The organism is Streptomyces sp. NPDC049627, assembly GCF_044465645.1.
GTDB lineage: Bacteria > Actinomycetota > Actinomycetes > Streptomycetales > Streptomycetaceae > Streptomyces.
In genome coordinates, this window is the sequence record NZ_JBITLW010000008.1 from 18,565 (window position 1) to 41,951 (window position 23,387).

The 23,387-nt window shown below is 70.9% G+C and carries 24 protein-coding genes; 11 read left to right on the forward strand and 13 right to left on the reverse strand.

From position 1 onward, the window contains the following. The first annotated feature begins 121 nt into the window (after positions 1 to 121). Positions 122 to 1,330, forward strand: coding sequence for a phosphoserine phosphatase SerB (gene serB, locus ACIBU0_RS22160; protein WP_398820899.1), 1,209 nt, complete (start codon positions 122 to 124; stop codon positions 1,328 to 1,330). A 102-nt stretch (positions 1,331 to 1,432) separates the two neighbouring features. On the opposite strand, the gene ACIBU0_RS22165 is transcribed toward serB, so the two are convergent. The 4 genes from ACIBU0_RS22165 to ACIBU0_RS22180 all read right to left on the reverse strand — a co-directional run bounded on the left by ACIBU0_RS22165 (position 1,433) and on the right by ACIBU0_RS22180 (position 3,927). Beyond that, positions 1,433 to 1,951: a SixA phosphatase family protein gene (locus tag ACIBU0_RS22165; RefSeq protein ID WP_398820901.1), complete on the reverse strand. Its 519-nt coding sequence runs from the start codon at positions 1,949 to 1,951 to the stop codon at positions 1,433 to 1,435. Between the two features lie 65 nt (positions 1,952 to 2,016). Next, positions 2,017 to 2,223 carry a hypothetical protein gene (locus ACIBU0_RS22170; protein ID WP_398820903.1) on the reverse strand — a complete coding sequence of 69 codons (207 nt, stop codon included), beginning with the start codon at positions 2,221 to 2,223 and terminating at the stop codon, positions 2,017 to 2,019. A gap of 221 nt (positions 2,224 to 2,444) precedes the next feature. Next, a complete protein-coding gene (locus ACIBU0_RS22175; protein ID WP_302001726.1) occupies positions 2,445 to 2,564 on the reverse strand; it encodes an SGM_5486 family transporter-associated protein in 120 nt (39 codons plus the stop codon). A gap of 49 nt (positions 2,565 to 2,613) precedes the next feature. After that, positions 2,614 to 3,927, reverse strand: coding sequence for a CynX/NimT family MFS transporter (locus ACIBU0_RS22180; protein WP_398820906.1), 1,314 nt, complete (start codon positions 3,925 to 3,927; stop codon positions 2,614 to 2,616). A 70-nt stretch (positions 3,928 to 3,997) separates the two neighbouring features. Here ACIBU0_RS22180 and ACIBU0_RS22185 point away from each other — a divergent pair, with 70 nt between their 5' ends. After that, the gene (locus tag ACIBU0_RS22185; protein ID WP_398820908.1) at positions 3,998 to 4,690 is read left to right on the forward strand and encodes a FadR/GntR family transcriptional regulator; all 693 of its coding nucleotides are present in this window, start codon (positions 3,998 to 4,000) and stop codon (positions 4,688 to 4,690) included. On the opposite strand, the gene ACIBU0_RS22190 is transcribed toward ACIBU0_RS22185, so the two are convergent. The 3 genes from ACIBU0_RS22190 to fabG form a co-directional block, all read right to left on the reverse strand. Further along, positions 4,668 to 5,018, reverse strand: coding sequence for a hypothetical protein (locus tag ACIBU0_RS22190; RefSeq protein ID WP_398820910.1), 351 nt, complete (start codon positions 5,016 to 5,018; stop codon positions 4,668 to 4,670). The genes ACIBU0_RS22185 and ACIBU0_RS22190 overlap by 23 nt on opposite strands. Positions 5,019 to 5,179: 161 nt before the next feature. Beyond that, a complete protein-coding gene (fabI, locus tag ACIBU0_RS22195; protein ID WP_398820912.1) occupies positions 5,180 to 5,950 on the reverse strand; it encodes an enoyl-ACP reductase FabI in 771 nt (256 codons plus the stop codon). A 5-nt stretch (positions 5,951 to 5,955) separates the two neighbouring features. Next, a complete protein-coding gene (gene fabG / locus ACIBU0_RS22200) occupies positions 5,956 to 6,660 on the reverse strand; it encodes a 3-oxoacyl-[acyl-carrier-protein] reductase (protein WP_398820914.1) in 705 nt (234 codons plus the stop codon). 240 nt (positions 6,661 to 6,900) lie between these two features. Here fabG and ACIBU0_RS22205 point away from each other — a divergent pair, with 240 nt between their 5' ends. From ACIBU0_RS22205 to tyrS, 3 genes are all read left to right on the forward strand, one after another. Further along, complete coding sequence (locus tag ACIBU0_RS22205; protein WP_398820916.1) at positions 6,901 to 8,424, forward strand: TldD/PmbA family protein; 1,524 nt, start codon at positions 6,901 to 6,903, stop codon at positions 8,422 to 8,424. Beyond that, on the forward strand, positions 8,421 to 9,815 hold the full coding sequence (locus ACIBU0_RS22210) for a metallopeptidase TldD-related protein (protein WP_398820918.1): 1,395 nt from the start codon (positions 8,421 to 8,423) through the stop codon (positions 9,813 to 9,815). Before ACIBU0_RS22205 ends, ACIBU0_RS22210 begins: the two co-directional genes overlap by 4 nt. A 66-nt stretch (positions 9,816 to 9,881) precedes the next feature. Next, positions 9,882 to 11,150 (forward strand): tyrosine--tRNA ligase, encoded by a 1,269-nt coding sequence (gene tyrS, locus ACIBU0_RS22215; RefSeq protein WP_398820920.1) that lies wholly within the window; start codon positions 9,882 to 9,884, stop codon positions 11,148 to 11,150. 61 nt (positions 11,151 to 11,211) lie between these two features. Here tyrS and ACIBU0_RS22220 read toward each other — a convergent pair whose 3' ends face one another. Continuing rightward, a complete protein-coding gene (locus tag ACIBU0_RS22220) occupies positions 11,212 to 11,487 on the reverse strand; it encodes a GlsB/YeaQ/YmgE family stress response membrane protein (protein ID WP_398820922.1) in 276 nt (91 codons plus the stop codon). Between the two features lie 245 nt (positions 11,488 to 11,732). Here ACIBU0_RS22220 and ACIBU0_RS22225 point away from each other — a divergent pair, with 245 nt between their 5' ends. Next, positions 11,733 to 12,128 (forward strand): DUF3099 domain-containing protein, encoded by a 396-nt coding sequence (locus tag ACIBU0_RS22225; protein WP_398820924.1) that lies wholly within the window; start codon positions 11,733 to 11,735, stop codon positions 12,126 to 12,128. A gap of 213 nt (positions 12,129 to 12,341) precedes the next feature. After that, complete coding sequence (locus ACIBU0_RS22230; protein WP_398820926.1) at positions 12,342 to 12,569, forward strand: hypothetical protein; 228 nt, start codon at positions 12,342 to 12,344, stop codon at positions 12,567 to 12,569. Here ACIBU0_RS22230 and moaA read toward each other — a convergent pair. The 3 genes from moaA to ACIBU0_RS22245 form a co-directional block, all read right to left on the reverse strand. Further along, positions 12,552 to 13,541 carry a GTP 3',8-cyclase MoaA gene (gene moaA, locus ACIBU0_RS22235; protein WP_398821726.1) on the reverse strand — a complete coding sequence of 330 codons (990 nt, stop codon included), beginning with the start codon at positions 13,539 to 13,541 and terminating at the stop codon, positions 12,552 to 12,554. The genes ACIBU0_RS22230 and moaA overlap by 18 nt on opposite strands. A gap of 173 nt (positions 13,542 to 13,714) precedes the next feature. Further along, positions 13,715 to 15,343 (reverse strand): cation acetate symporter, encoded by a 1,629-nt coding sequence (locus ACIBU0_RS22240; protein ID WP_398820928.1) that lies wholly within the window; start codon positions 15,341 to 15,343, stop codon positions 13,715 to 13,717. Beyond that, the gene (locus ACIBU0_RS22245) at positions 15,340 to 15,696 is read right to left on the reverse strand and encodes a DUF485 domain-containing protein (protein ID WP_398820930.1); all 357 of its coding nucleotides are present in this window, start codon (positions 15,694 to 15,696) and stop codon (positions 15,340 to 15,342) included. The genes ACIBU0_RS22240 and ACIBU0_RS22245 overlap by 4 nt, the downstream gene beginning before the upstream one ends. Positions 15,697 to 16,086: 390 nt before the next feature. On the opposite strand from ACIBU0_RS22245, the gene ACIBU0_RS22250 reads away from it, so the two are divergent. The 3 genes from ACIBU0_RS22250 to ACIBU0_RS22260 all read left to right on the forward strand — a co-directional run bounded on the left by ACIBU0_RS22250 (position 16,087) and on the right by ACIBU0_RS22260 (position 20,169). Beyond that, a complete protein-coding gene (locus tag ACIBU0_RS22250) occupies positions 16,087 to 17,622 on the forward strand; it encodes a S8 family peptidase (protein WP_398820932.1) in 1,536 nt (511 codons plus the stop codon). 72 nt (positions 17,623 to 17,694) lie between these two features. Further along, complete coding sequence (locus ACIBU0_RS22255; RefSeq protein ID WP_398820934.1) at positions 17,695 to 19,062, forward strand: CoA transferase; 1,368 nt, start codon at positions 17,695 to 17,697, stop codon at positions 19,060 to 19,062. A 78-nt stretch (positions 19,063 to 19,140) separates the two neighbouring features. Further along, complete coding sequence (locus ACIBU0_RS22260; RefSeq protein WP_398820936.1) at positions 19,141 to 20,169, forward strand: CopD family protein; 1,029 nt, start codon at positions 19,141 to 19,143, stop codon at positions 20,167 to 20,169. Between the two features lie 25 nt (positions 20,170 to 20,194). Here ACIBU0_RS22260 and ACIBU0_RS22265 read toward each other — a convergent pair whose 3' ends face one another. Next, positions 20,195 to 21,238 carry a zinc-dependent alcohol dehydrogenase family protein gene (locus ACIBU0_RS22265; RefSeq protein ID WP_398820938.1) on the reverse strand — a complete coding sequence of 348 codons (1,044 nt, stop codon included), beginning with the start codon at positions 21,236 to 21,238 and terminating at the stop codon, positions 20,195 to 20,197. Positions 21,239 to 21,407: 169 nt separating this feature from the next. Next, on the reverse strand, positions 21,408 to 22,118 hold the full coding sequence (locus ACIBU0_RS22270; RefSeq protein WP_398820940.1) for a VIT family protein: 711 nt from the start codon (positions 22,116 to 22,118) through the stop codon (positions 21,408 to 21,410). 196 nt (positions 22,119 to 22,314) lie between these two features. Between ACIBU0_RS22270 and ACIBU0_RS22275 the strand changes: the two genes are divergently transcribed. Next, on the forward strand, positions 22,315 to 23,325 hold the full coding sequence (locus ACIBU0_RS22275) for a DEDDh family exonuclease (protein WP_398820942.1): 1,011 nt from the start codon (positions 22,315 to 22,317) through the stop codon (positions 23,323 to 23,325). The last annotated feature ends 62 nt before the right edge of the window (positions 23,326 to 23,387 follow it).

A 23,387-nucleotide genomic window follows, 5' to 3' on the forward strand; every position in this document is an offset into this window, starting at 1 on the left:
ACTGGTGCAGCCGTGGCCTGAATGTAAGACTCGGGCCATCCGACCGACACCCACTGTTCCGTGTCCGCTAGACGGACCTCAAGGGCGCCAGGCACTGAGTGCCGGATACGGTGGAAGCACCATGAGCGCTTCGCAGACCTCCGACATCCCCACCCTTCTCGTCAAGATCTTCGGGAAGGACAGGCCGGGCATCACGGCCGGCCTCTTCGACACGCTGGCCGCCTACTCCGTCGACGTGGTCGACATCGAGCAGGTCGTCACCCGTGGCCGGATCACGCTGTGCGCGCTCGTGACGCAGCCTCCGGCCGGGGTGGAGGGTGACCTGCGGGCGACCGTCCACAGCTGGGCCGAGTCGATGAAGATGCAGGCGGAGATCATCTCCGGCCGCGGCGACAACCGGCCCCGTGGGCTCGGACGGTCCCTGGTGACCGTGCTCGGGCACCCGCTCACCGCGGAGGCGACGGCCGCGATCGCCGCCAGGATCACCAATTCCGGCGGCAACATCGACCGTATCTTCCGGCTCGCCAAGTACCCCGTCACCGCGGTGGAGTTCGCGGTGTCCGGCGTGGAGACCGAGCCACTGCGCACCGCCCTGGTGACGGAGGCTGCGGCACTGGGTGTCGATGTCGCCGTCGTCGCCGCCGGACTGCATCGGCGCGCCCAGCGGCTCGTCGTCATGGACGTGGACTCCACGCTCATCCAGGACGAGGTGATCGAGCTCTTCGCCGCGCACGCCGGCTGTGAGGACAAGGTGGCCGAGGTGACGGCGGCCGCGATGCGCGGGGAGCTGGACTTCGAGCAGTCGCTGCACGCGCGGGTGGCGCTGCTGGAAGGGCTGGACGCGTCGGTGGTGGACAAGGTGCGCAGCGAGGTGCGGCTGACGCCGGGCGCGCGCACACTGATCCGTACGCTGAAGCGGCTCGGCTATCAAGTCGGTGTCGTCTCGGGTGGGTTCACCCAGGTGACCGATGATCTGAAGGAGCGGCTCGGGCTCGACTTCGCCCAGGCGAACACGCTGGAGATCGTCGACGGCAAGCTGACGGGCAGGGTCACCGGCGAGATCGTGGACCGGGCGGGCAAGGCGCGGCTGCTGCGCCGGTTCGCGGCCGAGGCGGGGGTGCCGCTGTCGCAGACGGTGGCGATCGGTGACGGCGCCAACGATCTGGACATGCTCAACGCGGCCGGCCTTGGCGTCGCCTTCAATGCCAAGCCGGTGGTGCGGGAGGCGGCGCACACGGCGGTGAACGTGCCGTTCCTGGACACGGTCCTGTATCTGCTGGGGGTCACCCGCGAAGAGGTCGAGGCGGCGGACATGCACGACGAGGCCTGAGGGCCCGTCGCTCCCCCTGACCAGCACACACACCCGCACACCGCTGACCCGCATGCCCGGGGCCCGGCACCACGCCGGTGCCGGGCCCCGGGCATGGGTCGGTCACTCCGAGGGAGCCCAGTAGTCCAGCAGCGTGCCCACGCCGGGCTCCAGCGTCTTCCAGGTGCCGCTGAAGGAGAGGACGGCGAAGGCGGCGGCCGGGAAGCCGCGGCGGCTCATCCGCTCGCGCGCCTCGTCCTCGGCCGAGCCGGAGAGGATCTCGGCGAGGCCCTGCACGCCCGGGTTGTGGCCGATCAGCAGGACGTTCTGCACGTCGTCGGGGGTTTCGTTGAGCAAGGCGATCAGCTCGCCGGGCGAGGCCTCATAGACCCGCTCTTCGTAGATGGTTTTCGGCCGGTGCGGGAACTCATGGACGGCGAGCTTCCAGGTCTCCCGGGTCCGGGTCGCGGTGGAGCACAGGGCCAGGTCGAAGGGGATGTCGGTGTCGGCCAGCCTGCGTCCGGCCTCTGCCGCGTCCTTTCGGCCCCGGTCGGCGAGCGGCCTTTCATGATCGGTCACCTGTGGCCAGTCGGCTTTCGCATGCCGGAAGAGGACAATCCTGCGGGATTCTGCGACGCTCATGAGTCCCAGCTTCGCATGAAACAGGCCATGGGGCGCAGGGAGTTGACGGGCGGCTCCGCCCGTGCTCAGCGCATGATCAGCTGCTGTATGCGCTCGAAGAGCTGGGTGATCGCGGGCTCGGCGGTCGCCGCCTGTGCGTCGGAGGGGTTGAGTATCAGCGTCAGCAGAGTGACGAAGGCGAGCGTCGGCAGGGCGAGAGCCCACCAGGGCAGCCGGATGTCGGCACGGCCCGTGGACGCCGGGTGGGGCGGGGTGTGCGTGCGGGCCGACATGATGCCTCCGTGAGTCTTCGAGCGGTCCGTGTCCGCCTCTCGCGGTCACACTTCGAAGCTACGGAACTCCGGGCCCTCAACCCATCCGGTGATCCACCCAGTTGACCCTGACACTCGCCCCCTAGGGGATGGTGGGGCTAGCACCACCATCGGCATGCCGGCCTGTGTCCGGGGCGTGCGTCAGGGGCGTGCGTCAGGAACGTGCGCAGTGCGTTCCCCCGTCAGGGAGAGGCGATCGTCGCGATGACGGCGATGATCACGAAGATGGCGAAGAACGCGCCGAAGACGAGCAGCATCTTCTTCTGGCCGTTCTGGGGGTTCGGGTCGAGCACGGGCGACATACGGCCAGTCTCGCACCCTCCGCTCCGGCGCGACCCCGCGGGGTGCGGCTCAGCGGGCCGCCTCGTCCTCCACCGTGCGGTTGCGGCCCGCCAGCATGCCGACCGCCATCTGCGGGATCATCAGGCCTGCCATGAGCGCGATCGGCAGCCCCCAGCCGCCGCTGTGCTGGTAGAGCACGCCCACCAGGAGCGGGCCGGGGATGGAGAGCAGATAGCCGGTGCTCTGCGCGAACCCCGACAGCTGGGCCACTCCCGCGCTGGTCCTGGCCCGCATGCCGACCATCGTGAGGGCCAGCGGGAAGGAGCAGTTGGAGACGCCGAGCAGCAGGGCCCAGGCCCAGGAGCCGGCGGCCGGGGCGAGATACAGGCCGGCGTAACCGGCGAGGCCGCAGGCGCCCAGCACGAGCACGATCGGCCCCTGGTGCGGCAGCCTGGTGGCGACGCGCGGGATGACGAAGGCCAGCGGCACGCCCATCACCATCGTGACGGCGAGCAGCAGCCCCGCCGTGCCGGCGGGCACTCCCGCGTCGCGGAAGATCTGCGCCATCCAGCCCATCGTGATGTAGGCGCCGGTGGCCTGGAGCCCGAAGTACACGGCGAGGGCCCAGGAGGTGCGGCTCCGGGTGATGCGCAGCGCGGGCGCGTCCACGCGCGCGTGGTGCTCTGGTGCGGAGGCGGCAGGCGCCGCCCCACGGTCCCGTACCGCCGCCCCACGGCCCCGTACGAAGGGAATCCACGGCAGTACGGCCGCCGCAGCGAGCGCGGCCCACACGGCGAGCCCGGTCTGCCAACTCCCGCCCAGCGCCTCGGTCATGGGCACCGTCACCGCGGCGGCGGACGCTGTGCCGAGCGCGAGGGCCATCGAATACAGGCCGGTCATGGAGCCGACCCGGTCGGGGAACCAGCGCTTGACGATGACCGGCATCAGGACGTTGCTGACCGCGATGCCCATGAGGGTGACCGCGCTGGCGGCCAGGAAGCCGGCCGTACCTCCCGCGTACGGCCGTACGAGCAGGCCAGCGGTGATGGCGACCATGCCCGCGCACACCACCGCGCCCGGGCCGAAGCGGCGGGCCAGGCGCGGGGCGGCGACGCCGAAGACGGCGAAGCACAGCGGGGGCACGGAGGTGAGCAGTCCGGCCACGCTGCCGCTCATGCCGAGCCCGTCGCGGACCTCCTCCAGGAGGGCGCCGAGGCTGGTGATGGCGGGGCGGAGGTTCAGCGCGGTGAGCACGATGCCGAGCACGATCAGCCGCATCGTCCACGCGCGCGTGGCGGGCTCGGAAGCAGGGAGAGTCTCAGAAGTGCGTATCCGCATGGACGTCACCGTCCGGGTTTCCTCGCTTGCCATGAGACCCATCATAGAATCATAGGATGATTGACTGTCCACCCCGGGGCTACGCGCTCCCGGCCCTCCCGTGCGAAGGTGTGCCATGCCCCTGAGCCACCCCCGCCGCTCGGCCCTGTCGGAGCAGGTCATCGCGGCGTTGCGAACCCAGATCACCTCGGGCGAATGGCCGGTCGGCTCGCGCATCCCGACCGAGCCCGAGCTGGTCGAGCAGCTCGGCGTGGCCCGCAACACGGTCCGCGAGGCCATCCGCGCGCTCGCGCACAACGGCCTGCTGGACATCCGCCAGGGCTCCGGCACCTATGTCGCGGCGACCAGCGAGCTGGCCGGGGTCATGCACCGCCGCTTCGCCGACGCCGACCCCCGGCACATCGCCGAACTGCGCTCCACGCTGGAGTCGGCCGCCGCGAAGCTGGCCGCCGAGCGGCGCACCGAGAAGGACCTCAAGCAGCTGGACGCCCTGCTGGTGCGGCGCGAGGAGGCCTGGGAGTCGGGTGACGCGGAGAGGTTCGTGGCGGCCGACGCGACCTTCCATCTGGCGGTGGTGGCGGCCTCCCACAACGACGTCATGACCGCGATGTACGCCGACCTGGGCGAGGTGCTGCGGGACTGGCTGCGCGAGGACGTCGGCGAGGAGCTGACGCCGGAGACGCACATGGACCACGCGCGGCTGGTCGACGCGATCCGCGCGGGCGACGCGGGGGCGGCCGCGGCGGAGGCGGCCGACTATCCGTTCCTGTGCCGTCCGGGGCGCTTCAGCGCTCCCGACGGTGACTGATCCACACCGAGCCGACCTCTTTCCAGCAGCGCCCGGTCAGCCGCACGGTCTGCGCCGGCCCCGCCTCCACCGGAGAGCTGTCGCTGTCGAGGTCCCACCAGCGGGCGCACTCGACGTGCAGAGTCACCCGGTCGGGGTCCGGATAGGGGTTGTGGCAGTACGCCGTCACATGGGAGCCGGAGACGCGGACCCGGCAGGCGGCGCCGAACGGCTCCTCGGACTCCCCGTCCGCGGCATGCACGCGCGCGTGGGGTATCGCCTCGTAGGACACGAGCAGCAGGAGGGCGACGGCGACGGTCGTTGAGGCCAGGCTGTGGGACAAGCGCACAAGGGGACCTCCTCGGCCGTACTGGGGAGGGGCTCGCGTAGTGAACGCGTAATCCAGAGTGCGCAGTTGTGGGTCTCCCCCGCCCGGCCGGGTAGGCCGAACGGGTGACGCCCCGCTCCCCGCGCAGTGCGGAAACGGGGCGTCGACGACGTACCGAGGGATCAGGCGCCGATGGCGTGGAGGCCGCCGTCCACGTGGATGATCTCGCCGGTGGTCTTCGGGAACCAGTCGCTCAGCAGGGCGACGATGCCCTTGCCCGCCGGCTCCGGGTCCTCCAGCTTCCACTCCAGCGGGGAGCGGCTGTCCCACACGGACGCCAGCTCGGCGAAGCCGGGGATGGACTTCGCGGCCATGGAGCCGATCGGGCCCGCCGAGATCAGGTTGCAGCGGATGTCGTGCTTGCCGAGGTCACGCGCCATGTAGCGGTTCGTGGCCTCCAGGGCGGCCTTGGCGGGGCCCATCCAGTCGTACTGCGGCCAGGCGAACTGCGCGTCGAAGGTGAGGCCGACGACGGAGCCGCCCTCGGTCATCAGCGGCAGCAGCGCCATGGTCAGCGACTTCAGGGAGAAGGCGGAGACGTGCATGGCGGTGGCCACGGACTCGAACGGCGTGTTGAGGAAGTTGCCGCCGAGCGCGTCCTGGGGCGCGAAGCCGATGGAGTGCACGATGCCGTCGAGCCGGTCGCCCAGGTGCTCGCGTACCTGGCCCTCCAGGCGGGCGAGGTGCTCGTCGTTGGAGACGTCGAGTTCCAGGACCGTGACCGGCTTCGGCAGCTTCTTGGCGATGCGCTCGGTCAGCGTGGGCCGGGGCCAGGCGGTCAGGATGACCTCCGCGCCCTGCTCCTGGGCCTGCTTGGCGGCGTGGAAGGCGATGGAGGACTCCATCAGCACACCGGTGATCAGGATGCGCTTGCCCTCGAGAATTCCGCTCATGGTGATCAGTGACCCATTCCCAGTCCGCCGTCAACGGGGATGACGGCTCCAGTGATGTACGAGGCGTCGTCCGAGGCGAGGAACCGCACCGTCGCGGCGATCTCCTCCGGCTGCGCGTACCGGCCGAGCGGCACCTGCTTCACGATGTTCTCGCGCTGCTCGTCGGTGAGGACCTTGGTCATGTCGGTGTCCACGAAGCCGGGCGCGACGACGTTGAAGGTGATGTTGCGCGACCCCAGCTCACGGGCGAGGGAGCGCGCGAAGCCGACCAGACCGGCCTTGGAGGCGGCGTAGTTGGCCTGGCCCGGACCGCCGTACAGACCGACGACCGAGGAGATGAGCACGACACGCCCCTTCTTGGCCCGCAGCATCCCGCGGTTGGCGCGCTTGACGACGCGGAAGGTGCCGGTGAGGTTGGTGTCGATGACCGAGGTGAAGTCCTCCTCGGACATGCGCATCAGGAGCTGGTCCTTGGTGACACCGGCGTTGGCGATCAGGACCTCGACCGGGCCGTGCTCGGCCTCGATCTCCTTGTAGGCCTGCTCCACCTGCTCGGGGTCGGTGATGTCGCACTTCACCGCGAGGAAGCCGGCCGGCGGCTCGCCCGAGCGGTAGGTGATGGCGACCTTGTCGCCGGCGTCGGCGAAAGCGCGGGCGATGGCGAGGCCGATGCCCCGGTTGCCTCCGGTGACGAGAACCGAGCGGCTCAACGGATCACCCTTTCGATAGGGGTCTGACACACCCGCCCGAACACCTGGATGGCAGGCGGCTTCCCCGAAAACCTATCGGTCCGCCCCCGGCGGCGGACATTCGGGCACCGACAGTGGCGTAGGGGCGTCACTGTCGGATCCCTACAGAAACGTGCGGACTCTCGCCGGAAACGTGTGGTCCACGGCACCGCCCGCGCGACATGATCGGAGCCGACAGGCCACGACAGCAGGGAGACCTCCGTGCCTCATACGATCGACGAAGCCTTTACGGCGCTTCCGCTACGCGCCCTGGCCGACGCCGCGCTGGCACGCGCGCGGGCGCTGGGCGCCGAGCACGCGGACTTCCGGTTCGAGCGGGTGCGCAGCGCGTCCTGGCGGCTGCGGGACGCCCGGCTCGCCGGGTCGTCGGACACCACCGACCTCGGGTACGCGGTGCGCGTGGTGCACGGCGGGACCTGGGGCTTCGCGTCCGGCGTGGATCTGACCCTGGACGCCGCCGCCAAGGTCGCGTCGCAGGCGGTGGCGATGGCGAAGCTCTCCGCCCAGGTGATCAAGGCCGCCGGGTCGGACGAGCGGGTGGAGCTCGCCGCCGAGCCGGTGCACGCCGAGAAGACGTGGATCTCGTCGTACGAGATCGATCCGTTCACCGTGCCGGACGAGGAGAAGTCGGGGCTGCTGGAGCAGTGGAGCGCGCGGCTGCTGGCGGCGGACGGGGTCAATCACGTCGACGCCTCGCTGCTCACCGTCCATGAGAACAAGTTCTACGCCGATACCGCCGGGACCGTGACCACCCAGCAGCGGGTACGGCTGCACCCGCAGCTGACCGCCGTGTCGGTCGACGAGTCGAGCGGCGAGTTCGACTCCATGCGCACCATCGCGCCGCCCGTCGGACGCGGCTGGGAGTACCTGACCGGCACCGGCTGGGACTGGGACGACGAGCTGGCGCGCATCCCCGAGCTGCTCGCCGAGAAGATGCGGGCGCCGAGCGTGGAGCCGGGTCCGTACGACCTCGTCGTCGACCCCTCCAACCTGTGGCTGACCATCCACGAGTCCATCGGCCACGCCACCGAGCTGGACCGCGCCCTCGGCTACGAGGCCGCCTACGCCGGCACTTCCTTCGCCACCTTCGACCAGCTCGGCAAGCTCAGGTACGGCTCCGAGCTGATGAACGTCACCGGTGACCGCACCGCCGAGCACGGTCTGGCGACCATCGGGTACGACGACGAGGGCGTCGAGGGCCAGTCCTGGGACCTGGTGAGGAACGGCACCCTCGTCGGCTACCAGCTGGACCGGCGGATCGCGAAGCTGACCGGCTTCGAGCGGTCCAACGGCTGCGCGTTCGCCGACTCCCCCGGCCATGTGCCGGTGCAGCGCATGGCCAATGTGTCGCTGCAGCCGGATCCGGCCGGGATGTCGACCGAGGACCTGATCGGGAGCGTGGACCGCGGCATCTATGTCGTCGGCGACCGCTCCTGGTCCATCGACATGCAGCGCTACAACTTCCAGTTCACCGGGCAGCGGTTCTTCAAGATCGAGAACGGCCGGATCACCGGACAGCTGCGGGACGTCGCCTACCAGGCGACGACCACCGACTTCTGGGGCTCGATGGCCGCGGTGGGCGGTCCGCAGACGTACGTCCTGGGCGGTGCCTTCAACTGCGGCAAGGCCCAGCCGGGCCAGGTCGCGGCGGTCTCGCACGGCTGCCCGTCGGCCCTCTTCAAGGGCGTCAACATCCTCAACACCACCCAGGAGGCCGGTCGATGAGCGCCCGTACCAACAAGCCGCACGAGATCGTCGAGCGGGCCCTGGAGCTGTCGCGGGCGGACGGGTGTGTCGTCATCGCCGACGAGCAGTCGACCGCCAATCTGCGCTGGGCGGGCAACGCGCTCACCACGAACGGCGTCACGCGCGGGCGGACGCTCACCGTCGTCGCGACCGTGGACGGCAAGGAAGGGACGGCCTCCGGGGTCGTCTCCCGGTCCGCGGTGACCGCCGACGAGCTGGAGCCGCTCGTGCGGGCCGCCGAGGCCGCCGCGCGCGGTGCCGGGCCCGCCGAGGACGCGCAGCCGCTGGTGACGGACGTACCGGCGGCGCCGGACTTCACCGACGGCCCGGCCGAGACGTCGTCCACCGTGTTCGCCGACTTCGCTCCGGCGCTCGGCGAGGCGTTCGCACGCGCGCGTGCGGGCGGGCGGGAGCTGTACGGCTTCGCCAACCACGAGCTGGTGTCGACGTACGTGGGCACGTCCACGGGGCTGCGGCTGCGGCACGACCAGCCCAACGGGACGCTGGAGCTGAACGCCAAGTCCCCCGACCGTACGCGCTCGGCCTGGGCGGGGCGTTCCACCCGGGACTTCAAGGACGTGGACCCGACGGTCCTGGATGCCGAACTGGCCGTACGCCTCGGCTGGGCCGAGCGGCGCCTCGAGCTGCCGGCGGGCCGGTACGAGACGCTGCTGCCGCCGACCGCCGTGGCCGACCTGCTGATCTACCAGATGTGGTCGGCGTCGGGGCGGGACGCGGTCGAGGGCCGGACGGTGTTCTCCAAGCCCGGCGGCAAGACCCGCGTCGGCGAGAAGCTGAGCGAGCTGCCGCTGACGTTGCGCAGCGACCCGAACGAGCCGGGCCTGGAGTCGGCGCCCTTCGTGATCGCGCACTCCTCCGGGGGTGACACGTCCGTGTTCGACAACGGTCTGCCGCTCGCGGCCACCGAGTGGATGCGCGAGGGCGAGCTGAAGCACCTCATGACCAGCCGGCACAGCGCCGGGCTGACCGGTCTGCCCGTGGCGCCGGGCATCGACAACCTGATCCTGGACGGCGGGGACGACCGCTCCATCGAGGAGATGGTCGCGAACACCGAGCGCGGACTGCTGCTGACCTGCCTCTGGTACATCCGCGAGGTCGACCCGGCGACGCTGCTGCTGACGGGCCTGACCCGGGACGGGGTGTACCTCGTCGAGAACGGTGAGGTGACCGGTGAGGTCAACAACTTCCGGTTCAACGAGTCGCCGGTCGGCCTGCTGGGGCGGGCGACGGAGGCGGGGCGGACGGAGAAGACGCTGCCCAGGGAGTGGAGCGACTGGTTCACCAGGGCGGCGATGCCCGCGCTGCGCGTCCCCGATTTCAACATGAGCTCTGTCAGTCAGGGCGTATAACCTCGTAGGCGTTCGGAATCGGCTGTCATCCGACCGGCCGAAGATCATCAAGGAGACACGAGAACCGTGACGGACATCGTCGACGAGCTGAAGTGGCGCGGCGTGATCGCCCTGTCCACTGACGAGGACGCATTGCGCAAGGCGCTCGCGGACGGTCCCGTCACGTTCTATTGCGGTTTCGACCCGACCGCGGCCAGCCTCCACGTCGGCCACCTGGTCCAGGTCCTCACCATGCGCCGCCTGCAGCAGGCGGGCCTGCGCCCGCTGGCCCTGGTGGGCGGCGCCACGGGCCAGATCGGCGACCCGCGCCCGACGGCCGAGCGCACGCTGAACGACCCGGAGACGGTCGCGAACTGGGTGACGCGGCTGCGCGCGCAGATCGAGCCGTTCCTGTCCTTCGAGGGCGAGAACGCCGCCGTGATGGTGAACAACCTGGACTGGACGGCCGGCATGTCGGCCATCGAGTTCCTGCGGGACATCGGCAAGCACTTCCGCGTCAACAAGATGCTGACGAAGGACTCGGTCGCCCGTCGTCTGCAGTCCGAAGAGGGCATCAGCTACACCGAGTTCAGCTACCAGCTGCTGCAGGGCATGGACTTCCTGGAGCTGTACCGGCGGCACGGCTGCACGCTCCAGCAGGGCGGCAGCGACCAGTGGGGCAACCTCACGGCGGGTCTGGACCTGATCCACAGGCTGGAGCCGCACGCGAGCGTGCACGCGCTGGCGACGCCGCTGATGACCAAGGCGGACGGCACCAAGTTCGGCAAGACCGAGGGCGGCGCCATCTGGCTCGACCCGGAGATGACGACGCCGTACGCCTTCTACCAGTTCTGGCTGAACGCGGACGACCGGGACATCTCCACCTACATGCGCATCCTCTCCTTCAAGTCCCGTGAGGAGCTGGAGGAGCTGGAGAAGCAGACCGAGGAGCGCCCGCAGGCCCGTGCCGCGCAGCGCGCGCTCGCCGAGGAGCTGACGACGCTGGTGCACGGTGCCGAGCAGACGGCAGCCGTGATCGCCGCGTCCAGGGCCCTGTTCGGCCAGGGCGAGCTGACGGAGCTGGACGACCGGACGCTGGCGGCGGCCCTCTCCGAGGTGCCGCACATCCAGGTCGACGGGCTCGGCCCGGTCGTCGACCTGTTCGCCGAGGTCGGCCTGGTGGCCAGCAAGTCCGCCGCCCGGCGCACCGTGAAGGAGGGCGGCGCCTACGTGAACAACGTGAAGGTCGCCTCCGAGGACGCGGTGCCCGCGAAGGAGGACCTGCTGCACGGGCGGTGGCTGGTGCTGCGGCGGGGCAAGAAGAACCTGGCGGCGGTCGAAGTGACCGGCGGCTGAGCGGACGTAATGAACGGGGCGGCTCCGGTGCCGGAGGCCGTCCCGTTCGCCGTATGCACCGTCAGGCTCTCCGCCTGCTGCCCCGGGCCGCCGTGTACGCCCTGTCGCCGAGGCCGACGAGGATGACCGCGGCCACGAGCTGGAACGCGTGGCGCCACCAGTCGATCCCGCTGGTCGCGTCGACACCTGCCGCCCGCGCGATCGCGTTGCCCCCGATGGCCCCGATCATGCCCAGAATGGTGGTCAGCCACAGAGGGATGTGCTGCTTCCCCGGAATGACGGCTTTGGCGACCAGGCCGAGCACGAGTCCCACGATGATCGCCCACAACCAGCCCATGGTGGCCTCCTCGTACGGCTCGACGTGAGCACTAAGGCCAGTGTCGGCCCAGGCGCCTTACGCCGCATGCCGGGTATGGCTCTACGCGTTACGGCTGAGCGCGTTCCCCCAGGTGGCAGGGGCCCCGGTCTCGTAGGCGGCGGAGGCGAGGCGTACCGTGGAAGGTGTCCCGGCCCGGGCTCCCGACCGGGGGCGGACGGGTACGGGCAGGGGGAGAGTCCGATGCGGGCGGATGGTGGAATGTGATGCGGAAGCTGCACGCGGGCAACACCGAGGTCTTCCGGATCACCGGGGCCAGGGCGGGTCTTCAGGACGATGTGCGCGCCCGGCAGCGCCGGTACGTCATCTCGATGTCGATCCGTACCGTGTCGGTGATCCTCGCGGCATCACTGTGGAACGTCGAACGGCACGTCGCGATCGTGGCGTTGGTGCTCGGGGCGGTCCTTCCGTACATCGCGGTGGTGATCGCCAACGCCGGACGGGAGAATGCGCCGTCCCTGCCGTCGACGTTCGTGATGGCGCCGATGCGGCCGATGATCACGCCGCCGCGGACGAACGACGGTTTCACGGAACCGGTCCCGGAAGATGTGGCGGGTGACCCCGCGCCGGGCGCACAAAGCAAACCGGGCGACGGGGCGTGATCATCCGGAGCAGGGGACTCCGGAGTCGGATCCGCGCCAAGCTCAGGAAAAGCTCAGATCAATAGTGTTGTTCCGGTGCCGGGGGACGGGTTACCCGTGACATACTTCGTGGACGCTCCGCATCCCCCGTCGGAGCGATGGACCGACGCCGGGCAGCTCCCCCCGTGGCTGCTCGGCGTCGCCTTTTTGTGTGCGAACTTGTGAGACGAAGCTGTGAGTGACGAGACGCCGATCTGCTCCGCCAAGGGCTGCCGTGCCGACGCCGTGTGGGTGCTGGCGTGGAACAACCCGAAGATTCATACGCCGGAGCGGCGCAAGACGTGGCTTGCGTGCGAGGAGCACCGGGAGCATCTGTCCCAGTTCCTCGGGGTGCGGGGGTTCCTGAAGGACGTCGTCCTGCTGAAGGAGTGGGAAGAGCCCTCTTCAGCCACCGATCGCTGACATCGGCCTGTCCGGCTGGATGAAGCTCGGGTCGTCCAGGCCCGCCCCCGCCTTCTTGCCCCACATCGCCAAGCGCCAGATGCGGGCTATCTCCTCGTCGGGGGCGCCCGAGCGCAGGGCCGCGCGCAGGTCCGTCTCCTCCGTGGCGAACAGACAGGTGCGGACCTGGCCGTCGGCCGTCAGGCGGGTGCGGTCGCAGGCCGAGCAGAACGGGCGGGTGACGGAGGCGATGACGCCGACGACGTGGGGGCCGCCGTCGACAAGCCAGCGCTCCGCGGGAGCCGAGCCGCGCTTCTCCGCGCCCTCGGGGGTCAGCTCGAAGCGGGTGCGCAGGGAGGTCAGGATGTCGCCGGCGGTGATCATGCCGTCGCGCTTCCAGCCGTGCTGGGCGTCCAGGGGCATCTGCTCGATGAAGCGCAGTTCGTAGTCGTGCTCCGCCGCCCAGGCGAGGAGGTCCGGGGCCTCGTCGTCGTTGAGGCCCGGCATCAGGACCGAGTTGACCTTGACCGGGGTCAGGCCGGCGTCCCGGGCGGCGTACAGGCCCTCGATGACGTCCTTGTGGCGGTCGCGGCGGGTGAGGGTCTTGAAGACGTCGGGGCGCAGGGTGTCCAGGGAGACGTTGACCCGGTCCAGGCCCGCGGCCTTCAGGGCGGCCGCCGTGCGCTTGAGGCCGATGCCGTTCGTCGTCAGGGACATCTGGGGGCGGGGTTCGAGGGCGGCGACGCGCTCGACTATGCCGACCAGGCCGGGGCGCAGCAGGGGCTCACCGCCGGTGAAGCGGACCTCCTCGATGCCGAGGGAGGTGACCGCGATGTCGATCAGGCGGACGATCTCGTCGTCCGTGAGCAGGTCGGGCTTGGCCAGCCACTGCAGGCCCTCCTCGGGCATGCAGTACGTGCACCGCAGGTTGCAGCGGTCGGTCAGCGAGACCCTCAGGTCGGTGGCCACCCGGCCGTAGGTGTCGATGAGCACGTGGGCCCCCTCCCTCGTCACGGACCAGAATCTTCTTCCGTCACCTGTGAGCCTACGTGACGGCACTGACAGCGACACCAGCCCGATCCCACGAGGTAAGACGCGGCCGCGTCGTAGAGACCTACGACGCGGCCGCTCAGGGGGTGTGCCCAGGGGGTGCCCAGGGGGCGTGCTCAGTGGGCGCCGGTGCCGGTCAGGGACCGGACCTCCAGCTCCGCGTACTTCTTGGCGTCGGGCTCCTCCTTGGACAGGACCGTGCCGAGCCAGCCCATGAGGAAGCCGAACGGGATGGAGATGATGCCCGGGTTCTTCAGCGGGAACCAGGCGAAGTCGACGTCCGGGAACATCGCCTTCGGGTCGCCGGAGACGACCGGCGAGAACAGCACCAGGCCGACGGCGACGATCAGACCGCCGTAGATCGACCACAGGGCGCCCTGGGTGGTGAACCGCTTCCAGAACAGGCTGTAGAGGATCGTCGGCAGGTTGGCGGAGGCCGCGACGGCGAAGGCCAGGGCGACCAGGCCGGCGACGTTGAGGTCGCGGGCGAGGGCGCCGAGGAGGATGGAGACGGCACCGATGCCGATGGTGGCGAGGCGGGCGGCCCTGACCTCCTCCTTCTCGGTGGCCTGTCCCTTCTTGATGACGTTCGCGTAGATGTCGTGGGCGAACGACGAGGACGAGGCCAGGGTGAGGCCGGCGACCACCGCGAGGATCGTCGCGAAGGCCACCGCCGAGATGGTGGCCAGCAGAATCGCGCCCCAGGCCGAGTCGACGCCGCCCAGGTGCAGGGCGAGCAGTGGGGCCGCCGTGTTGCCGGACGGGTTGGAGGCGATGATCTCGTCCTGGGAGATCAGCGCGGCGGCGCCGAAGCCGAGCGCGATGGTCATCAGGTAGAAGCCGCCGATGATGCCGATCGCCCAGTTCACCGACTTACGGGCGGCCTTGGCGTTGGGCACCGTGTAGAAGCGGATCAGGATGTGCGGCAGGCCGGCGGTGCCGAGGACCAGGGCGATGCCGAGGGAGATGAAGTCGAGCTTGGAGGTGCCGGTCGCGCCGTACTGGAGGCCGGGCTCCAGGAAGGCCGCGCCCTTGCCGCTGTTCTCGGCGGCCTTGCCGAGCAGGTCGGAGATGTTGAAGTTGAACTTCAGCAGCACCAGGAAGGTGATCAGGATGGTGCCGCCGATGAGCAGCACGGCCTTGACCATCTGGACCCAGGTGGTGCCCTTCATGCCGCCGATGGAGACGTACACGATCATCAGGAGGCCGACGAGGGCGACGATGAGGATCTTGCCCGCGTCGGAGGTGATGCCGAGCAGCAGCGAGACCAGGACGCCGGCACCGGCCATCTGGGCCAGCAGGTAGAAGATCGACACGACGATCGTGGACGTACCGGCCGCCGTGCGCACGGGGCGCTGGCGCATGCGGTACGCGAGGACGTCACCCATCGTGTAGCGGCCGGAGTTCCGCAGCGGCTCGGCCACCAGGAGCAGGGCGACCAGCCAGGCGACCAGGAAGCCGATGGAGTACAGGAAGCCGTCGTAACCGAAGAGGGCGATGGCGCCCGCGATCCCGAGGAAGGACGCGGCGGACATGTAGTCGCCGGAGACGGCGAGGCCGTTCTGGAAGGCGCTGAACGACCGGCCGCCCGCGTAGAAGTCGGCGGCGTCCTTGGTCTGGCGGCCCGCCCAGACGGTGATGAAGAGGGTCGCGACCACGAAGCACGCGAACAGGGTGATGATCAGCGGCCGGTGCTCGCTGGCCTCGTTGGCGGCGAGTTGGACCTGGGTCATCGCGGGGCTCATGCGCCGCCCTCCATACGGGTCTTGATGGCCTCGGCCTTGGGGTCGAGCTTGGCGCCTGCGTGCCGCGCGTACCACCAGGCGATGAGGAACGTGGTGATGAACTGGGCGATACCGAAGACAAGTGCGATGTTGATGTTGCCGAACAGCTTGGTGCCCATGAAGTCGCCCGCGTAGTTGGAGAGCAGGACGTACAGCAGGTACCAGACGATGAAGGCGACGGTCAGCGGAAAGGCGAAGGAGCGGTAGGAGCGGCGCAGTTCACCGAACTCCGCACTCTGCTGCACCTCGGCGAACTCCTCGGCGGAGGGGAGTTTGTGTTGCTCTTTCGAGGGGGGCGGTGCGTCGGTAGCCACGGAGTCTCCTCGCGTTGCGGGCGCTGTTGCGACAGTGGACGGGGATGGATGGGGGGTGGGGGACGGGTCAGGGGGTGGGGACGAATCGGGTACGGGCATGGCGGCTCTGTTCCTCGCAGTGACGTGGATCACGTGAGCCGGGTGGTGATGGTAGGGCCACAGCGCGTGATCCGACAGGGGGCTCGATCCTGCTCGCGCCTCCTTCACAAGGTCACGGCGCCACGCGAGGACCGGTTCAACTCCGGGGGGTTCTTTCCGAAGTCGCTCGGATCAGTGATTGCTGGCCAGGAAGATCGGGGATAGCTTCGCTCCTGCACCACTGGCATGTACCTGCCCGCGTCCCATCCACGCCTCGGGCAGTTTTCCCGTTCCGGATGATGTGGAGAACCCATGGTTCATCTGCGGTCCAGACGCCGGCTCGGCGTCGCCGTACCCCTTGTTCTGTCGCTGACCGCCTCGCTCGGTTTCCTGCCGGCGGCGGCCTCGGCCGCACCGCTCGCGGAGCCCGCCGCGCAGGCCGCGGACGCTCCCAACCTGGCGTATGTCGTCAACACCAGGACGGACCACCGCACGATCGAGTCGGTGAAGAAGGCGATCGCCGCGGCCGACGGCACCGTCGTCGCCACGTACGCGAAGATCGGCGTGATCGTCGTCCACTCGGCGAACCCGTCCTTCGGCGCCCAGATACGCGCGGTGCGCGGGGTGCAGTCCGCGGGCGCCACCCGTACGGCCCCCTTGAGCGCCGCCGGTACGACGGACGACGGCCCGGCGCAGAAGCTGTCGAAGGCGCAGAACGCGAAGATCGCGAGCGCGTCCGCGGCGACCGAGGGCAGCGAGCCGCTCGAGGCCGACCAGTGGGACCTGCGGGCGATAGGCGCCGACAAGGCGGCCAAGATCAACCCGGGCAGCTCGAAGGTCACCGTCGCCGTCATCGACACCGGCGTCGACGACACCCACCCGGACCTGGCCCCGAACTTCTCCGCCTCCCAGTCGGCCAACTGCGTCGGCGGTGTCGCGGACACCACCCCGGGCGCCTGGCGTCCGTACAACCCGGCCGAGGACTACCACGGCACGCACGTCGCCGGTGAGATAGCCGCGGCCCGCAACGGCATCGGTGTCGCGGGTGTCGCGCCCGGTGTGAAGGTCGCCGGCATCAAGGTGAGCGACCCCAAGAACGGTCTCTTCTACCCGGAGAACGTCGTCTGCGCCTTCGTGTTCGCCGCCGACCACGGCGTGGAGATCACGAACAACAGCTACTACGTCGACCCGTGGCTGTACAACTGCATGGACGACCCGGACCAGAAGGCCATCGTCGACGCGGTCAACCGGGCCCAGCTGTACGCCCAGAAGAAGGGCACGCTGAACCTGGCCTCGGCGGGCAACTCCAACCACGACCTGGACTCCGACGCCATCGTGGACGACACCAGCCCCGACGACGCCACGCCGGTCCCCCGCACGATCGACCCGCACACGTGCTTCGACGTGCCGACCCAGCTGCCGGGCGTGGTGACGGTGAGCGCGACGGGCGTGAAGAACCTCAAGTCGTACTACTCGACCTACGGTTACGGCGTCATCGACATCGCGGCCCCGGGCGGCGACCGGAAGTTCCAGATCCCGACGGACACCCCCTCGGCGAACGGCCGCATCCTGTCCACCATGCCGAACGGCGAGTACGGCTGGCTGCAGGGCACCTCGATGGCGTCCCCGCACGCCGCCGGCGTCGCCGCGCTGCTGAAGTCGAAGTACCCGTACGCGACTCCGTCCCAGCTGCAGGCGCTGCTGAAGGCCCAGGCCGACAACCCGGGCTGCCCCGAGTCGTACGACCAGGACGGCGACGGCACGCAGGACGCCGTGTGCGAGGGCGGCAAGCGGTACAACGGCTTCTACGGGTTCGGCATCGTCAACGCGCTGAAGGCCGTTGACTGATTGGCAGGCCGGATGGACGGCGGGCGCACTCCGGTCAACATGTTGATCTAGTCAACACTGCATAGTGCAGTCATGACTGGAGTCAGGTCCGCTTGGTCCGCGGTGGGCGGAGATCCCGCCCTTCTCCCGCGGGTGTCGTCCGTGGTGCGGGAAGGCGCGCTTCGTGCGCGCCTTCCCGTAAGGGAGTTGGCGCGCGCCTGCGTGAGCGCGTGTGCGCTCGCCGCCGCCGAGCTGGGGGCGCGGCGGGCCGGGCTCGCCGAGGTGCCGGAAGTACGGCTGGACGACGGTGCGATCGCCACGGCGTTCGTGAGTGAACGGCATCTGCTGGTCGACGGGCGCGCACCGGTCGCCTTCGCGCCGCTGTCGCGCTTCTGGCGGACGGCGGACGGCTGGGTGCGCACGCATGCGAACTATCCGCATCACCGTGCCCGGCTGCTGGCCGCGCTGGGTGTGCCGGAGGAGGATCCGGACGCCGTGGCGGCGGCCCTGGCCGAGCGCTCCGCGCGCGAGGTGGAGGAGGCCGTGTACGCGGCCGGCGGGCTGGCCGTCGCACTGCGTTCCCCCAAGGAGTGGGCGGCCGAGGAGCAGGCCGCCGCGGTGGCCCGGCGGCCACTGGTCGAGCAGGAACGGCCGGCCACGGCACGCGCGCGCGTGCTCCCGCCTCTCGACGGTTCCCCCCTGCTGCCCGCCGCCGGAGTACGCGTACTGGACCTCACACGGGTCATCGCGGGACCGGTCGCCACCCGCACGCTCGCGCTGCTCGGCGCGGACGTCCTGCGCGTGGACGCACCCCAGCTGCCCGAACTGGCCGATCAGCACACCGACACGGGCTTCGGGAAGCGGTCGGCGACGCTCGACCTGGTGGCCGGCCGGCGCGCCTTCGAGGACCTGCTCGCGGCGGCGGACGTCGTCGTCACCGGATACCGGCCGGGCTGCCTGGACCGGTTCGGGTTGTCGGCGCAGGAGCTGGCCGAGCGGCGGCCCGGGCTGATCGTGGCGCAGTTGTCGGCGTGGGGCTCGTACGGGCCGTGGGGCGAGCGGCGCGGGTTCGACAGCCTCGTGCAGGCCGCCACCGGCGTCGCCGCGATCGAGGGTTCGGCGGAGCGGCCCGGAGCGCTGCCCGCACAGGCCCTCGACCACGGGACGGGGTATCTGCTGGCGGCGGCCGTACTGCGGGCGCTGACCGAACAGCGGGAGCAGGGGTACGGCCGGTGCCTACGGCTGTCTCTGGCGCGCACGGCGCAGTGGCTGCTGAACGGGATCGAGCCCGGCCAGGAAGGCACCCTGGCGTACGACGGGCCCGACGCCTGGCTCACCGAGCGGGACAGCACGCTCGGGCGACTGCGGTACGCCCTGTCTCCGGTGTCGTTCGCGGGCGGTCCGGTCGACTGGGCGCGGCCGCCCGGGGTTTGGGGGGCGGATGCGGCGGGCTGGGCTTGAGCGGCGGGGTCAGCCGAGCCGTACTCCTCGGCGGAATGCCATACCCCACTTGTTTTCCGCTACTTGCCCGAATCTGTGATGCTTTGTGAAGATCCCCAGGTGACGTCGGCGAACCCGTCCCCTGCCCCGTCCGACGGGAGTGGGCCCAGATCCCGCCCCGGCGTGGGCCGGGCCGTCGCCGTTCTCGTCCTGGTGGGGCTGGCGGCGCTCATCCCGCTGCTGGGGCCGTCGGCCGCGCTGCGCGGCACCGGGGAGGCCGCCGCGCCCGGCACCGCGGGGATCGCACTGCTGCGTACGATGATGTTCGCGGCGCTGTGCGTCCCGCTGGGCGAGCTGTTCGCGAACCGGCTGGCCCGTTCCGTGCCCGGCGCTCCCCCGGCCATGCCCCGCAGTTGGGCACCGCACGCGGCCGCCGCCGGCTTCGTCGCCGCCCTCGGCCTCGCCTCGGTCGTGTCCACGGGCAACCTCGTGCCGCACAGCCCCGCCGACCTCGACGTCGGCGGCCTCTACGCGTCGCGCGACGGCAAGCTCGCGCTGCTGGAGGTCAACGCCTTCGCCGTGGCCGGGCTGTGCGCCCTCTCGCGCCGGCCCGCCACCCAGGTCTGGCCGCTGACAGCGGTCGTGGTCGCCGAGGCGCTGCGGGCGCACCCGACGACCGAGCACGGTCCACTGCTGGGCTCCGGGCTGACGCTGGTGCACCTGACCTGCGCGTCGCTCTGGACCGGCGGGCTGCTGTACGTCCTGCGGACCTTGCGCGGGTGGGGCGCGAGGGAGGCGGGCGCGGCCCTTCTGGGGCTCTACGCGCGCCTGGCGGCCGTTCTGCTCGGCGCCATCACGGCGACAGGGGTGTGGAGTTCGCTGCGCCGGATGCCGTCGGACACGGTCCTGCAGCAGCTGACGGAGACGGCGTACGGACGCGCCCTGCTGGCCAAGGTGATCCTGGTGGCGGCCGTGGCGGTGCTCGCCCTGTGGGCGCGGATCCGGCTGCGCCGGGCCCCCGACCCGCTGACCGCCTGCTCCCCCGCGCGGGCGGAGGTCGTCGCCCTGGGAGTGGTGGTCGCGCTGTCGGGGCTGCTGACGGCGCTGCCGGTGCCGATCCGCTGGTGAACGCCCGTCATCGCACTGGCGAGCGTCAGTTGGTGACGAGCACCTTGAGCGCGGTGCGCTCGTCCATCGCCTTGTAGCCGGCGGGAACGTCCGCCAGGCCGACGGTCAGGTCGAAGACGGGCGACGGGTCGATCGTGCCGTCCAGGACGTCGGGCAGCAGCTCGGGGAGGTACGCGCGGACCGGTGCCACTCCCCCGCGCAGCGCGATGTTGCGGTCGAACATGACGCTCAGATCGAGTCCCGTACCGCTGCCGTGCGGTACCCCGACCCAGCCGATGGTGCCGCCGTCGCGGGTGATGTCGACGGCCGTGCGCATGGACTGTTCGGTGCCGACGGCCTCGACGACGGCGTGTGCGCCCTGTCCGCGCGTGAGTTCGCGTACGGCCTCCACGGCCGCGTCCCCGCGTTCGGCGACGACCTCGGTGGCGCCGAAGCGGCGCGCGATGTCGGTACGGACCTGGTGGCGGCCCAGCGCGATGATGCGCTCGGCGCCGAGCCGCTTGGCGGCGAGCACCGCGCACAGCCCGACGGCACCGTCCCCGACGACGGCGACCGTGGCGCCCGGGCGGGCCCCGGCGCCGAGGGCGGCGTGGTGGCCGGTGCCCATGACGTCGGACAGGGTCAGCAGGGCGGACAGCAGGTGGTCGTCGGAGGCGGCGTCCTTGGGGAGCTGTACCAGGGTGCCGTCGGCGTAGGGGACGCGCACGGCCTCGCCCTGGCCGCCGTCGGAGCCGACGGAGCCCCAGAAGCCGCCGTGCTCGCAGGAGGTGGTGAGGCCCTCGCGGCAGTAGTCGCAGACGCCGTCGGACCACATGAAGGGTGCGACGACGAGGTCGCCCCGCCGCACGCCGGTCACCTCGGAGCCGGTCTCCTCGACGAGGCCGAGGAACTCGTGTCCGATGCGCTGACCCGGCTGCCGGGCCGCCTCGCCCCGGTACGCCCACAGGTCGCTGCCGCAGATGCAGGCGCGCAGGACCCGGACGACGGCATCGGTGGGCTGCTGCACCACCGGGTCGGGCACGTCCTCCACGCGCATGTCGAAGGGGGCGTGGATGGTGGTGGCGCGCATGGCGAGGGTCCTTCTCGTCTCTGGTCGTGCGTGCGCTCGGGGGGTGGTCGAGCGCGTACCCCACCGTACGCCGCCCTCGGCGCCCGGCGCGCTCCGAGGGCTCCGGGTGTGCCGGTGACCTGCTGGATCGGCGCGGCACCAGCGGCGACCGCACTCCCGCGGGCCGCCGCTACACGCCCGCCGCGTCCAGCAGCGACCCGGCCGCGTAGGTGACGCCCATGGCCAGCGCGCCGCCCGACATGTTCCGCAGCACCGCGCGCGCCGGAGCGGCGGCGCCGAGGCGGGCGCTGCTCCAGCCGGTCAGGGCGAGGGCGGCCAGCACGGAGGCGACGGTGACCGCGAGCCGCCAGTCCGCCGGGGGCAGCACCATCGCGAGCAGCGGCAGCAGTGCCCCGGCCGTGAACGCCAGGAAACTCGCCCACGCCGCGTGCCACGGGTTGGTCAGCTCGTCCGGGTCGATACCGAGCTCCACGCGCGCGTGCGCCTTCAGCGCGTCCCGTTCCGTCAGCTGGACCGCCGCCTCCAGGGCCACCTCCCGGGACAGCCCGCGGCGCTCCAGCAACTGCGCCAGCTCCGCGAGCTCCTCCTCCGGCCGCTCCCGCAACTCCCGCTTCTCGACGGCCAACGCGGCCTTCTCCGAGTCGCGCTGCGTGGACACCGAGACGTACTCACCGGCCGCCATCGACATCGACCCGGCGAGCAGCCCGGCCAGTCCGGCCGTGAGCAGGGCCGCGCGGTCGTCCATGGCGCCGGCCACGCCGACGACGAGCCCCGCGGTCGACACGATGCCGTCGTTCGCCCCGAGGACGGCCGCCCGCAGCCAGTTCAGCCGCTCGCCCAGGGCGCCGCCGTGGGCCTCGTCATGCGTTGCTTCGGTCACATGCGGAGAATTGCATCGCGGGGGACATCAGGGACGTACCGACGCTCCCGGGCCGGCATTCGGCTCAGCCGGGCACGGCAACCCCGCCTGCGCGCCGACCGGTTGACGTCCCTGCGTTCGGGGCGTCCGAACGGGCGGGCGGAGCAAGGCACCTGACGGACAGGGCTGTCAGTCCCGGCCCGTATCCTCAGTGACCATGCTCGAAGACCATGTGACCGCAGTGTCCTCCCCCACAGCGTGGCCGGCCGCGTATCCGCAGGGATACGCGGTCGTTGACGTGGAGACCACGGGCCTGGCCCGGGACGACCGGATAATCTCCGCGGCCGTCTACCGGCTGGACGCGCGCGGCGAGGTCGAGGACCACTGGTACACGCTGGTCAATCCGGAGCGCGACCCGGGCCCGGTCTGGATCCACGGTCTGACGAGCGAGGCGCTGGAGGGCGCTCCCCTCTTCCAGGACATCGCCGAGGAGTTCTCGGCCCGGCTGGACGGCCGGGTGCTCGTCGCGCACAACGCCGTCTTCGACTGGCAGATGATCGCGCGGGAGTACGCGCGCGCGGAGCGCGAGGCCCCGGTGCGGCAGCGGCTGTGCACCATCGCACTGTCCAAGGAGCTGGGGCTGCCGCTGCCCAACCACAAGCTGGAGTCGCTGGCCGCGCACTTCGGCGTCGTCCAGCAGCGCGCGCACCACGCGCTGGACGACGCGCGCGTGCTGGCGGAGGCGTTCCGGCCGAGCCTGCGGGCGGCCGCCGCGGGCAGCGTGCGGCTGCCGCTGCAGGAGTGCCGGCCGCTGACCGAGTGGCGGGACACGGCGACGCCCCGGATCGGACCGCAGGCGGGCGGCTACGGCGGTTACGGCGGCACCGGCAGCTACCGGCCGACCAGTTGGCGCCCGTCCCGGAAGAGGCCCGCCTGCCCCTACCCCAACCCGGGACGCTACGAAGAGGGCAAAAGGCTCAAACAAGGCATGCGAGTCGCCTTCTCCGGAGACACGTCGACCGAGCGCGACTTGCTGGAGGACCGTGCGATCGAGGCGGGGCTGCATGTGTCGACGAGCCTGTCCCGGCTGACCAGCCTGCTCGTCACGAACGACCCGGACGCGGGCACGTCGAAGGTGGTCAAGGCCCGGCAGTACGGGACGCCGGTGGTGGACGAGGCGGCGTTCGGGCAACTCCTCAGGGATGTGGAACCGGCCTCGGAGCAGTGACCGTACGGACGGGTGATTGCCGCGCGACTCGCCCGGAGCCCCCTCGCCCGGGCCGCGGTGAC